Genomic DNA, 14,291 nt, shown 5'->3' on the forward strand with positions numbered 1-14,291 from the left:
CTGGGGCGGGGTCAGGAAGTTGGTGCTGGTCACGAAGTGTGACCGCCCCCCCCGGGGGGTGTGGTGTGCGGTCCGGCGCAGGTATCCACTCGGGCCTCATCGCCGTCATGGTGGGTCCTTGCCCGAAGAAAGGTTCGGAAGGCGGGTTTGACGCCGGACCGCGTATCCGTGACCGGGCTGCCTGAGCGACCGAGCCGCCCAGCCACGGAGGTCTCACTACGCCGTGGTGGCGATGTTGAGCAGTCGGAACGCCTGGGGCATCAGGACGTCCGAGCCGGTGCGCCACCACAGCAGGGCGCCGCGGCTGCCGTTGGGCCGGCGGTTGGCGCCGACGAGGTGGTCGACGCGTTCCATGGTGGCGCCGATGCGGTCGACGATGAGGAACTGTGACCAGTCGCCGTAGGCCAGCAGGTAGTTACTGGCAGTGGCCGCCGCGTTGAACGTGCCGTCCATGTTGGACTGTTCGTGCACCAGGCGACCGAGCAGTGAGGGCGGGTTGTCCTGCAGGCTCGGGAACTTCAGTGCACCGTTGGTGGTCTCCAGCTGCCGCAGCGTGTTGAGGATCGCCAGATTGGCAGCCCATCGCGCATTGGCCTGGAACCGAGGCGGCAAGGCGTTCTGCACCGCGTACACGTCACCGGATGCCAGGGTCTCGGCGACACCTGGGGCTACCAGCGGGACGGTGCCGGCCGAGGCCACCAGCGAGGTGATGAACCCGGTGGGCTCACCGGAACCGGAACCGGTGGTGTAGGCGGCATCCGAGAGCTGCAGCGCGGAATCCACCAGGATCTTCTGCAGCTCGGAGATGAAGTTGAGTGCGTCCTGTTCCACCTCGAAGCTGTAGGGCACGAACGCGCTACCGCGGTGCACGGGCACGCTCGGGTCATCGAGGGTCGGTGTGCCGTCCGAGGATTCCTCGAACTCGTCGCGCCACTCGGCTGTCACGCCGGCCGAGGAGACACCGTTCCACGAGTTGGTGGCGATGGTCTCGACGCGGGCGATCTGGCGCAGGCTCGACGTCGAGCCGTTGTTGCTCAGCAGGATCGCCGGGTCCAGCGACAGCGGCACCATGGCATCACCACCGTTACCGGATCCGCCGATACCGAGGGCACGCAGTTCGTCGCGCAGGGCCTCGACGCGGCGGTAGGCGTCAGCTTCCTCGGGGGTCCAGCGCAGGTGTCCGGTCGAGCCGCCGGTGTACCACTTGGCGAAGGCACGTTCATAGGCGTCTGAGCCGGCCGCGACGGCCCAGCGGGCAGCCCAGGTTTCGCCGTTGCCCACCAGGCGCTCGACGGTCTCAGCGCCACCGGTGTCGAGGGTGCCAGCCTTGATCTTGGCGTCAACCGTGCGCAGCGCCGCATCGCGGGTGCCGGTCAATGCTGGGGCCTGGTCCTCTCCGATGCCGCGGTCAATGCGCAGCCGGCCTCCACCGCGAGCAGCCTTGGCGATCTCGGAGGCACGGTCCATGTGATCCACGTGCTTCTCCAGATCGTCGAACTCCGAACGCAGCTCGGCGAACTCGACATCTTCAGCCTTGCTCATACGGTGCTTTGCGTTCAGCGCCTCCATCCGTTGGTGCGCTTCTGCCATACGGGTGACCGCTTCGGAGCGGGTCAAATTCACAAACATGGTTGTCCTCAATTCAGGGAATGCCAGGACACCGGCAGCACGCGCCACGGGGCGGCCTGGTCAACAAACAAGGGGGATTCGTCGGGGTGCTCGGCTGCGCCATCAGGGGCGCCGAACTGCGCGACGTGAGATGAAACCCGGTGCGGGAGCTTGCCGGTTCACCGCGGGCCGAGGATCTCGGGCCACTGCGAAGCGGTCATGCTCGCATACCGTCAACGCTGATTCTACTGCCATGACACGACGTTTCGCGTTAGCGCGTGTCGCTGGTCCACTCGTGCGGCACCGTGTCGGGCACCGCGGCCTCGGCTATGAACTCCCGCTGGATCGGGCCGTCGTCTGCCAGCACGTCACGGTGCACCATCGCCAAGGTGCGCCCGCCCCACCGGAACTCGAGTAGGTCGTCCTCGGTGCTGGGGTGCATCAGCACGCCGTGCTGACCGGTGGCATGGCACCAGGCGATGCGTTCGGCGCGGTCCGCCGGGTCCAGGCCGGCCACGGCTTCTGTCAGGATCGCCTGCACGCGGGCCTGGGTCTTCTCGTCGTCTGTGGTCACGGTTGAGCCTTTCAAATAGTTTGCTGGAGGGGACAGATTGTTAGCTGTGAGCGGATCGAACGCGGCGGAACGGGATCCGAACCCCTGCAGGTCAGCGGCTTGTGGGTGTGGAAAATGTCGGAGAGAGATTCGCCATAGGAGGCGGAGGGGTCGCCCCTCGGACGATCCTCGCGGCGCCCCTGCCCCCCTCCCACCTGCGGTTTTGCCTCGACCAGGCAATCGCGGTCCTCATCACCGCGGCTGCAGGGTTTGCTGGGCTGACCTTCGGGTTTGCTGGTGTGCTCATGCTGTGGCCTTTGGTGGTCGGCCTGCCTTGGGTTGGATGATGCGGCCGGCGATCACGCCGGGTGGTCGCTTGCTCGGTGTGAGGGTGTCGAACCATGTCTGGCACGACGCCAACGCTGGGCACCGGCGGCACAGTCCGAGGGCCTGGGCGTGACGCTGCTCGGTGGTCTCGGGCGCCTCGTGCTTATCGGCCTCGTCGAAAAGATGATGCTTGCCTCGACACCGGGCGCCGGGTAGTGCTGGGGCGGCACCGACAGCAGCGAGCAGGGTGCTGAGTTGGTCGGTCACGCTGTCTCCTCGGAGTCTTGGACGATGCGCCAGCGGGTTTCGCGCCCGTTGTCAGGGTCAGGCTCGGAGATGACGAGGCCGGTGCGCAGGACGGTTCGGCTGGCTGATTCGGCGTTGTGACCGGCCGCCTCCGCGGCGCGTGCAAAGTCGTCCTTGTTCACGAACTCGTTATTTGCTGGAAGTGTGCGGATGTAGTCACGCGCCCATTCCGAGAACGATTGGCAGGGCGTGCCGGTGCCGTCGATGGAGTAGATGACGGTGCCGCCTTCGCGGTTGACGCGGACCATGTCATCGTTCTTGGTGACGGCGTTGGTGATGGACGCCTTGGTGTGGCCGGCTGCTTTCCCGGCGGCGTGCACAGCTAACGAAGTGATGGTTGTTTCGCCGGCTGCTCGACGTTCCGCTACGAGCGCTGCCACCAATTCGGGCGCCGACAGCTTCACACTGTCAGATTCGCCCGACCTGCGGGAATCCAGTTCGGTGACAGTAGCCGAAGGTACACGGTGTACTTCGGGTACACGGTCAATGACCTGCGGTTCTGTGGGGTGTACCTCTGGGACCCGTGTACCTTCGCCACTCAACCCGTATTCGACTCCGTTCTTCACCGAAGTCACGGCAATCATGCTTCCGGCAGCTAACTCCGCGATGGCCGGGTCGAAGTGGTCGCGCAGGTCAGCCTTCAACTTCCTACGAAGATCGTGACGTGCAAGCTGACCGTCACGTTCAAGCCATCGAAGTATCGACTTCTTGGCTCGGTCAAGCTTGTGATCTGAGATGAACTGTTCTCCGGCCGCACGACTCATAGCCCGCTCACGGGCCTTTGCTCGTGCGGCCTGACGGTCGTATTCGAGCACGGTTGCACGGGTCGCGTCCGACTGAGCCATGATCGCCTCGGACAGCTCCCAGTCGCGTGCTGAGACGACCATCCGGTGGTCGAGGATCGCCAACGCCGCGGCGACCTTGAGGCGGGTCAGGGTCCGGTGGCCGTCGATGGCGTCGACCTCCCCGCGCTGGTTGGCCAGCAGTCCAGCGGCGACGTACTCGGCGATATCCGGGGTGCCGTACTGGAGAATCACCGGCTTGTCCTTCAACGCCCAATCCGGCAGGTTCGTGTCCAGTACGTGGTCAGGCTCGGGGCCGGGCGTGTCGGGGATAGTCGGATCGGTCACCGATCCCCACACGACGCGTTGCGGTGTCCCACCCGACACGTCATCGAGGATGACCGCAGTGTGGCCGTACTGCGCGCTGATAGACAGACACAGCCTGTACGAGTCGGCGGGCACTGACCGTGTGGTGGCCGAGGATGCACCCTTGCTGCCCAACCGATCACCAGTCAGTCCGGCCTTGACGGCTGCGAGGGTGTTGTTCTCCCGACCGGATGCCAGCGCAGTCAGGTGGTCGATCTCCGACACCGTGAACAGCGCGCGGGTGATGCGGTCCTCGGGATCCTTCGTTTCCTTGAACAGCTCGTGGATACCTTGACCGGAACCAAGGCCTTCCTCGTGAATGTCGGCGGACCACAGGAGGCGGGCGAGCTTGTCGGTGACCCCTTTACCGGAGCCGGACCGGCCGAGGAGCACGATGGCCATATTCAGCGATGCTGGCGCTGGCGGGCCGGGGAGCATCACACGGTGGCTGGTGGACGCGATTACCCGCAGTAGGACCGCGAGCAGTAGCGCCCACGGTGCGACGTAGCGGGCGCGGGCCCACTGGTGGATCAGTTTGAGTTGGGCGGTGGCCGACCAGAATTCGTCGTCGGTCATGCGGATGCCTTCCGTTGGGCGCTTTGGATGGTCTGTTGGATCTCGTGGGCACCGAGGCCGATGCTGTGGGCTGCTGCGGCGAGCGCGGAGTACACGGCAGCTGGCGCTTGGTCGGCTGCGGCGCGTGCTGCGGCCCAGAACAGGACGCCGTTCCTATTGCCTGGCTGCGCCTCGGAGACGCTGCGCACCAGCCCGTCCCAACGATCTCGGTCTTCAGAAGGTCGAGATCTGATCTCGACCGTCTGGACCGGTGAGAAGGTCGGTTGTGCGATCAGTGCCCAGATATGCGTGGGGCACTGGGCAATAGGGGCGTCGCGGTGCAACCGGTAGGGCTTCTGAGTGACCGGGTGAATGCTGCCCGGCGCGACGAGATAGCCACTGCCGCCGGCCTTGACGTCGATGCCGGGAACACCTTGGACCTTGCCCCGCACCGGACCCGACACCCGGTAGTACAGGTGCCATCCGCTTGCGCCGGTCTGCACGCATAACGTCGCGTGTTCGGGCCGCAACTTGAGGGCTGCGACACTGCCACCGTGTCGCGGGTCGACGTCGAGGGCGATCACGCCGGGTTGTGTGACACCCCAATTGCACTGAGGCCAGCGACGTGCCCATGATGCGATCACCTGCGGGTCGCGGGTGAAGTCCTGCACCCCGTGCTTGGTCAACGGAACCTTGCCGTCGAGGGGGCCGATCGCGAACCCGTGCCCCAGCATCACGTCGAGGTCAGTCACCGGCCTACCTCCTCAAGTTCGGCGCGTAGCGCGGTGGCAGCGAGCTCCGATAAGCAGTTGAGGACCTGCTGGCATTCGGCGGCCGTCCAGCGTTCCGGCGGTCGCATGTCTAAGGCGCAATGGATCCGGTCGAGTAGGTCGGCGATCGCGTCGTTGTCGTCAGGCACGGTCACCTCCGCACCTGGGGCCGACGCCGCGGGCGACGGACTTCGGGCTGACCAGCCAGTGGCCGCAGACGTTGCAGCGCACCGCAATCCGGACCTCATCGAGCGGAGTACCCGCACCGGTGCTGCCGCGGGTCTCCATATTCGTTGCGGGTGTCACCGGTGCCGCCGGACGTTCCCGGTGACGGTGCGGCGGTGCAGGATGCCGGCCAACGCTTCCCACACGGCTTGCGCCTCGTCAACCGTCCAACTGCGGGCGGGGACCTGCACCAGGAGTGTGCGGATTCCGCGCTGAATGCCGCCGAGCTGGTGATCGCGCAGGGTGCCGTCAGCCTTGCAGTCCGGGGCATGTCCACCGATGGAGCCGCAGCACTGACGTGTTGTGCTGTCGACCTGCCAGGCCCGATCGGCCCAAGCGTCATCGGCGGCCTGGTGTTCGGTCTGGATCTCGGCGGCGGCGAGCTGGTCGGCGGCCCGGTCGAGTGCGACCGCGGCCCGCTTGAGGTGGCAAATCCCGGTCGTCAGGTCTGCGCAGGCGAACAGTGGGGCATCGGTGGGCAGCAGGTCCAAGATGGCGTTGCCGGTGCGGCGCAGTTCGTCGATGGCGCCGGTGAGCTGGTCAAGCTGCTGGGCTACCGGTACGGGGCCGGCGGTGGGTACTCTCACTGGAGAGCCTTTCTCTACTTGGTGGTTGAGTGGTTCGGATCGGTCCCCGCTCGGTGCGCTAACACCGGGATCTCGGGGGCCGTTCTCATATCGGGGGTGTTGTCGTCGTCGACCAGCCCGCGGTCGTCGAGGGCGTCGCGGTCGAGCTGGTCGACGTTCGGCCGGCTCATGTCGTCCATCTACGCGACTTCCGGGCTGGTGCCGCCGCGCCTGGTGGCCGCTTCCTGCTCCGCGATCCAGCGCTCAACCTCGCTGCGCCGGTAGACAACTCGCCTTCCGAGGGAAAACGAGGCCGGTCCTTGGTTCGTGCTCCGGAAATACCGAAGCGTCCCGACCGGAATCCCGATCATCTTCGACACCGCTGGTGTGCCGATGATCTCGTCGTCCATGACAAACTCCTTTCAGTCATACTGCATGAGTGCAGCGAGGCTGCATCCACACAGTAACGATAAATCCCTGTTGCTGCAACCAACGCTGTACGCTGCACTCATGCAGCAAGGTGGCACCGAAGGACCGGGCGTGCCGTACTGGGCGCTCGGCGCAAGTCAGTTCGGTAAACGAGTGCGCGCACAACGGGAGGGGGCCGGGTTCACGCAACGAGAACTTTCCGAGAACTTGGCCGAGCTAGGGGTGAAGCTCGATACGTCCGCGATTACTCGGATAGAGAACGGAAGCAGGGAACCGCGGCTAAAGGAAGCTGCCGCGATCGCACACGCTCTCGGGGTTAGCCTTTCCGCGCTAATTCACTTCGATGAGAATCCGATCAGCGCCCTATTTTCCGCCTATGAGGCGTTGAACATCGCCACTCAAGATTTGGATCGAGCGGCGGGCCGGGCTTATTCCGCTGCAGACGCCCTCCAGACGGTAGTCATCCGTTCCGATGTCAAGGCTGAGGTAGCTCAGCAGGCTCCTACGCTAGATCTTGGGGTGGTTGTGGAGCGGTGTTCGGATGCGATTGACCACATCGAAGATGTGCACGCTTTTGTGGGCCTGCTGAATTCCATTTTGGAGAGAATTGAGCGGATTCCCGGATTTTCGGACGAGATCGAGATGAGTTTCGATGAGTCAGACACGTAACCGCCGGGCCGGTGTCGAGGACCGCTGGGCGGACCTGACGAAGCCGCGCCAGGACCGCAACGAAGACGGCTCACCGATGTTCGATGCGAGAGGCGAGCCCGTGATGACACACCGACCCGTCAAGTACGGCAAGGGATCTCGCTGGCGAGCGCGCTACGTGGATTCCAGCGGCAACGAGCACGAGAAACTGTTCACCCGCAAGGCCGACGCCAACAGCTGGCTTGATGACATCACCTCAACAATCGTCACCGGTACCTACGTCGCACCGAACGCTGGCACCGTGCCAGTGGGGGAGATTCATCAGCAATGGCTCAAAACGCAGGCACACGTTAAGGATTCAACGAAAGCGGCACGAGCGTCAGCGTGGACTGTGCACGTGCAAAGCCGCTGGCAAGACGTAGCCGTCGCCGAGGTTCAGACGTCTGCGATCAGGGCGTGGGTCACCGAACTTGCAGAGGGCGCCGCAGCTCCCACAATCGAGAACGCGCTGGGTGTCCTGCGTATGGTGCTGGCCCTGGCGGTCGAGGACAAACGGATACCGCGCAACCCGTGCGATGGGGTGAAGGCGCCGCGGCGGAAACACTCGGTGCGGGCGTACTTGACTCACCAGCAGGTCGCGGAGCTGGCCGCAGCGATGGACCGTGACGCACTGGTGATCCGGTTCCTGGCGTACACGGGTTTGCGGTACGGGGAGATGGCCGCGCTGCGCGTGCAGAACTTCGACATGCTGCGCCGCCGGGTCAATATCCGCGAGTCGGTGACCGAGGTCGTCGGCAAGCTCACCTGGTCCACGCCGAAGAACCACGAACGCCGCTCGGTGCCGTTCCCGCGGTTCCTCGTTGACGATCTCGCTGCCCAGATGAAGGGCAAGCGCCGCGAGGACCTGGTGTTCTCAGCGCCGGCCGGCGGAGTGCTGCGCATTGCGACATTCCGCACCCGCGTATTCAACCCGGCTGTCGACAAGCTGCGCGGGCTCGATGAGAACGGGAAGCCCACGACCGACTGGCCACGGCCGACGATGCACGATCTGCGGCACACTGCAGCGAGCTTGGCGATCAGTGCGGGGGCCAACGTGAAAGCCGTGCAAACGATGCTCGGACACAAGTCCGCGGCACTGACGCTGGACACCTACGCGGACCTGTTCCCGGACGATCTGGAAGCAGTCGCGGACGCCTTCGACGCGGCGGTGGCGGCACTGCCGAAAACTACTGCGGGCTAACTGCGGGCCACTGCCGAACCCGGCTGCTGATACGACAAGGCCCAGACCGGATTTCCCTGGTCTGGGCCTTGATGCACTGTCGGGGTGGCGGGATTCGAACCCACGACCTCTTCGTCCCGAACCACGCCACCTGGGGTTTTGATGACGTTGGGTACGTTGGCCCGCGTAAGTTTCCCAGCTCAGCTGTATTGGGTGGGTTGGCGCGCGCAGGAGTCGCGAAAATCTACTGCGGACTGCCTGCGGACTGAGACACCTTGGTGGTCAAGGCCGCTTCTGATCTACCGAGAGCGGGAACCTTGAAATCAGGATGTCAGTTTTCAAGGTTGAGGCGCTAACCTTGAAATTGCACTCCTGGAATTCAAGCTTGGCGAGTTGAGGTGGATCCGATGGATATCGAGGCGCTTCGTAACAGCCCGATCGGACGGTTGGTGCCAATCGGGGGTCATGACCCCCGATTAGGTGAGGCGTACGAATACGTCGCCTACGTGCCGGACCCCCTTCCTGCGGACCTCAAACTGGAAGCTCAGACCTATGCCGCGGTGATCGACGCCGCGGCGGCGATGGCACGTGCCGACCAAGCGTCTTCATTGCTGCCGAACCCGAGCCTGCTCGCTCGGCCGGCCACTCGTCGGGAAGCGGTAAGTACCTCCGCGCTGGAGGGCACCTACGCGTTCTTGGCGGACGTTTTCGAAGCAGACTTTCTCGAAGCTGAGGAGCTCACCAGTTCGGTCAGTGAGGTCAGGAACTACGTCACCGCAGCTGAGCGGGCATACGAACTCGTGGCCGAAGGGCAACCGATATCGGTTCGGATGCTCGAGGATTTACAGCGCGAACTCCTGCGTGGGACCGCCAGTGATGGCTCGCACGCGGGCAGCGTCCGCACCACTCAGGTTTTCATCGGACTCGGCAATCGGCGTGTCACGTCGGCTCGGTTCGTGCCGCCTCCGGCTGATCATCGGCTGCTCGACGGGTTGCGGCTGTGGCAGGACTGGATCCGGGAACCCAGCGCAATACCGACGATCATCCGAGTAGCGGTCGCGCACTATCAGTTCGAGACCTTGCACCCGTTTCATGACGGCAACGGCCGGCTGGGGCGTCTCGTCATGGCGCTGCAGTTGATGAGTGCTGGTGAACTGCGTTTTCCGGTCCTGAACATCTCACCGTGGCTGGAGCAACACCGCACCGAGTATCAGGACGGATTGTTGCGCGTGTCGCAGACCGGTGGATGGGACAGCTGGGTGTGCTTCATTTCCGCGGCCATCCATGCCGAGGCCTTGGAAGTCGTTGAGCGAGTGGACAAGCTCCTGGCGCTCCGTGAGGAATTTCAGGTGATCTTGCGCGGAGCCAAAGGGGTCTCGCTCAGGATCGCTGACGACCTGATCGGTTACCCGATGATCACGGCGTCGGCTGCGGCAGCGTTGCACGGTGTTTCCTACCAGGCAGCGAACACCGCCATCACAAAATTGGTGGACAAAGGAATTCTGCGCCAACGAACTTCGGGCCGGTACGACCGAATATTTCAGTGTGACGGTGTGCTCGCGGCTCTAGAATACTGAGCATTCGTCGGCGTGCTGGCGCGATTCACTGGCATGGAACGGCTGGTCGGACCCCCTATCCAGGTGGGCTACCAAGACGATCCAGTCGGCTATGGGCGGCGCCTGAACGCAAAGCTGCAGCAGTTCATGGACGCTTACTCGACGGGCTTGCAACGCCAGATTCCGACGGATCCGCAACCAAAGATCACGGCTGTGAATGGCCCTCGCATTCCTCGCTTCCACTAGTAGTGCGTTGCTCATTATTTCTGCGTGGCGGTGTCAGCTACTGGGGTCCGCGTTGCTTTGGTGGGCCACCAACTGGCTTCGCGTAGGAGTGTGGCGATCGCGGGCACGGTGAGGGTGCGCACGAGGAAGGTGTCGAGCAGCAGTCCGAAGCCGATGATGAGGCCGGCTTGGATCATGATTGCGACTGAGCCGACCATGAGGCCGAACATGCTGGCGGCGAATATCAGACCAGCTGAGGTGATGACGGCTCCGGTGTTTGCCACGGTGCGCAGGACGCCGACGCGGATGTTGGTCCCGGATTCTTCGCGGAGCCGTGAGACGAGCAGCATGTTGTAGTCGGCGCCGACGGCGACGAGGATGATGAATGCCAGTAATGGTACGGGCCAAGCGATTTCGTAGCCCAGTCCCCATTGGAATACCACAACGCCGATGCCGAGCGAGGCGAGGTAGTTGAGCACGACGGTGCCTAAGAGGTAGAGCGGTGCCAGGAGTGCGCGCAGCAGTAGGACCAGGATGACGCCGACGATGATTATGGTGGCGACGGCCAGTTGTGCGAAGTCGGCCCATAGGAATCGTTGGATATCGGAGTTGACGGCGGGGAAGCCGGCGACGGATACGGTGGCGTCGGCGAGCGACGTGTTGGGTCGTGCGGTGTTGGCGGTGTCGGTGATGCGGCTGGCGAGCTCCATGGCTTCGACGCTGTAAGGGTCGTGGCTGCTTTCGATCATGAACCGCGCGGTCTTGCCGTCCGGTGAGAGGAATTGCTTGGCAACATCGGTGAATTGCCGGTTCTCGAATGCATTAGCGGGCAAGTAGAAACCGCTCGAGGAGTCGGAGTCCGCCGCTGCGCGTGAGGAATTCTGTAGTTGGGTGGCGATCTGGCTCATACCGGACAGCATTTCGATGTTGCTGTCGGCGAGGGTGCGGACACCGGTCGCGAGTGCTTGAGCGCCGGAGGCGAGCTGTCCGATTCCCTCCTGCAATCGGCGGAGATTGGTGGCTAGGTCGGCGGGGTCACCGAGGGCTCCGAATGCCTTGTCCAGCGAGGCGACTGCGTTCTGGACGTTGGAGAGGGTGCCACCAACGGTGGCATTGGTCGCGGGATCGTAGCGGTCCCCGAGGTCGGCGATCTGGTCGAAGAATCCGCTGTCGCGCAGGCTGACCAAAATCTTCACCTGGTCACGAATTTGGGCGCACTGCGGGGTGGCGGCACACCACGGTGAGGTGTTGAGCGCGCCCACGAGTGGATCGAGCTGGGTGATCGCGTTCTGCGCCTGGTTGGCCAGCGGTCGCAGTCCTGGGCCGGATTGGATGGCTTGGTCGACGGCGGGGGCGGTGGCGGAAAGTTGTTGCAGCAGTGGGCGGAACTGGTTGACCTGAGTTCCCGCGGATTGAGCTTGGGTGAGGATTCCGGCCAGTGGCGCGAGGGCGGTGCGCACCGTGCCATCGAGTTGGGCGAGGCCGTCGGCGAGCTGGTCGGCGCCGCCGGTGAGTTTGGCGAGGTCGTCCTTGCGTGAGTTGCCCTCGGCGACCGCGCCGGCCATTTTCTCGCCGATCTGGCCGTTCTGCCAGGCCAGTTCTGCTTGGTCGAGGCGCTCCCCGGTGGGGCGGGTGACTCCGGACACCCTGGTGACGCCGGGGATCTGGGAGACGCGAGAGGCCATCTCGTCGAGATCGGCCAGCCCCCTCCCGGTCCGCATGTCGGTCGGGTTCTCTACGACGAGGAACTCGCTGATGACGACGTCCTTGCGGAAGTGGCGGTCCAGAAGTTGGTAGCCCTGGTTGCTGGCCGTGGTGTCTGGTTGTCCCTTGCGGTCGTCGTAGCTGATTTTGATGGTCGCAGCGGCTGCCGACAGGGCGAGCAGGATGGCCAGGCTGACGATCAGCAGTGGCACCGGACGGCGGACCACGGCGACGGCGACGCTGTTCCAGTAGCGGCGGGTGCGATCGGATTTGGGTTCACCGATGCCGCGTTTGGCGGCTAGCGACAGCACGGGTGGCAGCAGGGTGACGGTCGCCAGAAATCCGAACAGCACGGCGATGGCACACGCGGGGCCCAGGGCGGCGAAGACGCTGAGCCGCGCGAAGACCATGGCCAAGAACGCGAGTGCCACGGTGGCGGCGGACGCCAGGATGACGCGCCCGATGCTGGCGGTGGCGTGGATGATCGCCTGATCGGCGGGTACTTGGGCGCGGCGCTGCTCGTGGTACCGGCTGATCAGAAAAACTGTGTAATCAGTTCCGGCGCCGAGCAGGATCGCCGTCATGAATGCGACGGTGAACTGGGAGACCGGCATGCCCATCTCGCCGAGGGCGGATAGCACGCCGCGCCCAACCGCCAGGCTCAACCCGATTACCAGCAGTGGCAACAGCGCGGTGAACACTGACCGGTAGACGATCAGCAAGATCAGGGCGATCACGCCGGCGGTAGCGATCGAGATCAACAGCAGGTCGTGCTCGGCGGAGGCGATCATGTCGCTGAAGGTCGCCGGTGGTCCCGTCACTTGGACGGTCGTGGTCGATCCGGTGAACACCTCCGCGGCGATGTCGCGCACCGCGTTCAAGGATTCGGCTGCCGTGGGGTCTCCGAGGGTGCCGGTGACACCGACGGGCAGATACCAGGCTTTGCGGTCGGCGCTGACTGCCTGAGCTTCGGTAATCGGATCGGCCAGCAGGTCCTGCACCAGCAGGACGTGGTCGCCCTCGGCCTGCAACCGGCGCACGAGTTCGCCGTAGCGCTGCCGTGCAGTTGGAGTCAAGCCAGTGGGGTCTTCCATGGCGACGAACACCATGGTTTTCGAGCCTTCTTCGCCGAACGCGGCGCTCATGCGGTCAACCGTCTGCAAGGACGGGGCGTCGCGAGGAATGAGGTCCACCGACTGTTGGCGCACCACGGTTTCCAGCTGTGGGAACAGCAGCGCGAGAACCACCGCGGCGCCTAGCCATACCCCGATGACGAGCGCTTTGTGTCGGAGGGTGAACCGGGCCAGGGTCGCCAACCGTTCGCTGTACTCGCGAGTGTCGGCCGGGTCGGTGGATCCGTTGGCGCGCCGACCAGGCCGCTTGGCCTGGCTTGGGGCATCTGCACTGCCGTCGGTCACTTGGCCTCCACTGGTAGCGATACTGCCGGTATCGGTACGCTACCGCACGTAGTGCAAGTGGTGACGGCGACCGGTGGGGGCCTCGCTCAAGAGCGTCATGAGTCGACTCCCTACGGGATTGCGGCGGGCCAGTCGGCCGCGAATACCTGCACGGCGTGCAGGGCGCCTCCTACCGCCACCGTCGCCAGTGCCGCACGATCACTGCTGGGGGCGGGAATGACGACAGCCGCTGCCACGTCTCTGAGAACTCGAAGTTTGAGCGTTCTGATCGTCAATCGCTGCCCTCCGCGGAGTCCTATGGTGGCACGCGCCCCCATTGGGGGCGGATGCTACCAAAGTGTTGCGACCTACTGTGGCTTGCCAAGATGGACATGTGCGGACGCGGTCGAAGAGATGGGGCGGGCGTACCGGTGCTGAACGCCGGGCGGAGCGCCGTCAGCGCCTCATTGATGCCGCGACGGAAATCTGGAGTGAAAGCGGTTGGGCAGCAGTCACGATGAGAGGAGTGTGCGCCAAAACCGGCCTGAACGACCGTTACTTCTACGAAGACTTCAAGACCCGCGACGAGTTACTTGTCGCTGCATGGGACGGCGTGCGCAACGAGATGCTCGGTGAGGTTTCTGCGACGCTCGCAGAACGCATCGGGCAGCCGCCGATGGAGACCATCCGCGTGACCATCGCCGCGGTGGTCGACCGGATTGCAGAGGATCCGGGCAGGGCGAAGATTCTACTGGCTCAACACGTGGGCAGTTCCCCGCTTCAGGATCGGCGCGCTGTCGCACTGCAGGAGGCGACACACCTGGTGATCGCAGCCAGTGAGCCACACCTGAGGCCGGAAGCCGATGAAACCGCCCTTCGGATGGACACACTGGTGGCCGTTGGTGGCTTCGTCGAATTGATCACCGCATGGCATGCAGGTTTGCTTGACGTCATCCAGGGGGAGATCGTGGAGCACACGAGTCGGCTTGCCGAGACGCTCGCCGAACGTTATTTGGTCGACGACGCTGGCCTCTAATGTTGTACAGCGGCGTTCA

Annotated in this window: 16 protein-coding genes; 4 read left to right on the forward strand and 12 right to left on the reverse strand. The window is 64.3% G+C overall.

From position 1 onward, the window contains the following. Nucleotides 1–216: 216 nt before the first annotated feature. The 10 genes from JOF57_RS27710 to JOF57_RS27750 all read right to left on the reverse strand — a co-directional run bounded on the left by JOF57_RS27710 (nucleotide 217) and on the right by JOF57_RS27750 (nucleotide 6,468). Complete coding sequence (locus tag JOF57_RS27710; RefSeq protein ID WP_209922492.1) at nucleotides 217–1,629, reverse strand: phage major capsid protein; 1,413 nt, start codon at nucleotides 1,627–1,629, stop codon at nucleotides 217–219. Nucleotides 1,630–1,879: 250 nt separating this feature from the next. Continuing rightward, nucleotides 1,880–2,182 (reverse strand): hypothetical protein, encoded by a 303-nt coding sequence (locus JOF57_RS27715; RefSeq protein ID WP_209922493.1) that lies wholly within the window; start codon nucleotides 2,180–2,182, stop codon nucleotides 1,880–1,882. A 282-nt stretch (nucleotides 2,183–2,464) separates the two neighbouring features. After that, complete coding sequence (locus JOF57_RS27720; protein WP_209922495.1) at nucleotides 2,465–2,755, reverse strand: hypothetical protein; 291 nt, start codon at nucleotides 2,753–2,755, stop codon at nucleotides 2,465–2,467. Continuing rightward, a complete protein-coding gene (locus JOF57_RS27725; RefSeq protein ID WP_209922497.1) occupies nucleotides 2,752–4,518 on the reverse strand; it encodes a hypothetical protein in 1,767 nt (588 codons plus the stop codon). The genes JOF57_RS27720 and JOF57_RS27725 overlap by 4 nt, the downstream gene beginning before the upstream one ends. After that, nucleotides 4,515–5,249 (reverse strand): bifunctional DNA primase/polymerase, encoded by a 735-nt coding sequence (locus tag JOF57_RS27730; protein WP_209922499.1) that lies wholly within the window; start codon nucleotides 5,247–5,249, stop codon nucleotides 4,515–4,517. The genes JOF57_RS27725 and JOF57_RS27730 overlap by 4 nt, the downstream gene beginning before the upstream one ends. Next, nucleotides 5,246–5,422: a hypothetical protein gene (locus tag JOF57_RS27735; protein WP_209922500.1), complete on the reverse strand. Its 177-nt coding sequence runs from the start codon at nucleotides 5,420–5,422 to the stop codon at nucleotides 5,246–5,248. The genes JOF57_RS27730 and JOF57_RS27735 overlap by 4 nt, the downstream gene beginning before the upstream one ends. Then, nucleotides 5,409–5,555 (reverse strand): DUF6011 domain-containing protein, encoded by a 147-nt coding sequence (locus tag JOF57_RS31460; RefSeq protein ID WP_407666654.1) that lies wholly within the window; start codon nucleotides 5,553–5,555, stop codon nucleotides 5,409–5,411. Before JOF57_RS31460 ends, JOF57_RS27735 begins: the two co-directional genes overlap by 14 nt. Before the next feature lie 14 nt (nucleotides 5,556–5,569). After that, nucleotides 5,570–6,079, reverse strand: coding sequence for a hypothetical protein (locus JOF57_RS27740; RefSeq protein WP_209923846.1), 510 nt, complete (start codon nucleotides 6,077–6,079; stop codon nucleotides 5,570–5,572). Between the two features lie 14 nt (nucleotides 6,080–6,093). Then, nucleotides 6,094–6,249: a hypothetical protein gene (locus tag JOF57_RS27745; protein ID WP_209922501.1), complete on the reverse strand. Its 156-nt coding sequence runs from the start codon at nucleotides 6,247–6,249 to the stop codon at nucleotides 6,094–6,096. A 9-nt stretch (nucleotides 6,250–6,258) separates the two neighbouring features. Further along, nucleotides 6,259–6,468 (reverse strand): helix-turn-helix transcriptional regulator, encoded by a 210-nt coding sequence (locus JOF57_RS27750; protein ID WP_209922504.1) that lies wholly within the window; start codon nucleotides 6,466–6,468, stop codon nucleotides 6,259–6,261. 100 nt (nucleotides 6,469–6,568) lie between these two features. On the opposite strand from JOF57_RS27750, the gene JOF57_RS27755 reads away from it, so the two are divergent. From JOF57_RS27755 to JOF57_RS27765, 3 genes are all read left to right on the forward strand, one after another. Continuing rightward, nucleotides 6,569–7,156 (forward strand): helix-turn-helix domain-containing protein, encoded by a 588-nt coding sequence (locus JOF57_RS27755; RefSeq protein ID WP_209922505.1) that lies wholly within the window; start codon nucleotides 6,569–6,571, stop codon nucleotides 7,154–7,156. Continuing rightward, the gene (locus tag JOF57_RS27760) at nucleotides 7,140–8,375 is read left to right on the forward strand and encodes a tyrosine-type recombinase/integrase (RefSeq protein ID WP_209922507.1); all 1,236 of its coding nucleotides are present in this window, start codon (nucleotides 7,140–7,142) and stop codon (nucleotides 8,373–8,375) included. The genes JOF57_RS27755 and JOF57_RS27760 overlap by 17 nt, the downstream gene beginning before the upstream one ends. 386 nt (nucleotides 8,376–8,761) lie before the next feature. After that, a complete protein-coding gene (locus tag JOF57_RS27765; protein WP_062660257.1) occupies nucleotides 8,762–9,931 on the forward strand; it encodes a Fic family protein in 1,170 nt (389 codons plus the stop codon). Between the two features lie 239 nt (nucleotides 9,932–10,170). Here the strand turns inward: JOF57_RS27765 and JOF57_RS27770 are convergent, their stop codons facing one another. Together JOF57_RS27770 and JOF57_RS31275 are read right to left on the reverse strand one after the other, a co-directional pair. Continuing rightward, complete coding sequence (locus JOF57_RS27770; protein ID WP_062660222.1) at nucleotides 10,171–13,257, reverse strand: MMPL/RND family transporter; 3,087 nt, start codon at nucleotides 13,255–13,257, stop codon at nucleotides 10,171–10,173. A gap of 110 nt (nucleotides 13,258–13,367) precedes the next feature. Then, complete coding sequence (locus tag JOF57_RS31275; protein ID WP_255620133.1) at nucleotides 13,368–13,493, reverse strand: hypothetical protein; 126 nt, start codon at nucleotides 13,491–13,493, stop codon at nucleotides 13,368–13,370. A 137-nt stretch (nucleotides 13,494–13,630) separates the two neighbouring features. On the opposite strand from JOF57_RS31275, the gene JOF57_RS27775 reads away from it, so the two are divergent. Continuing rightward, nucleotides 13,631–14,272, forward strand: a complete 642-nt coding sequence (locus JOF57_RS27775; protein ID WP_085981140.1) for a TetR/AcrR family transcriptional regulator — start codon at nucleotides 13,631–13,633, stop codon at nucleotides 14,270–14,272. The last annotated feature ends 19 nt before the right edge of the window (nucleotides 14,273–14,291 follow it).

The organism is Mycolicibacterium lutetiense (assembly GCF_017876775.1).
In the GTDB taxonomy this organism is placed as follows: domain Bacteria; phylum Actinomycetota; class Actinomycetes; order Mycobacteriales; family Mycobacteriaceae; genus Mycobacterium; species Mycobacterium lutetiense.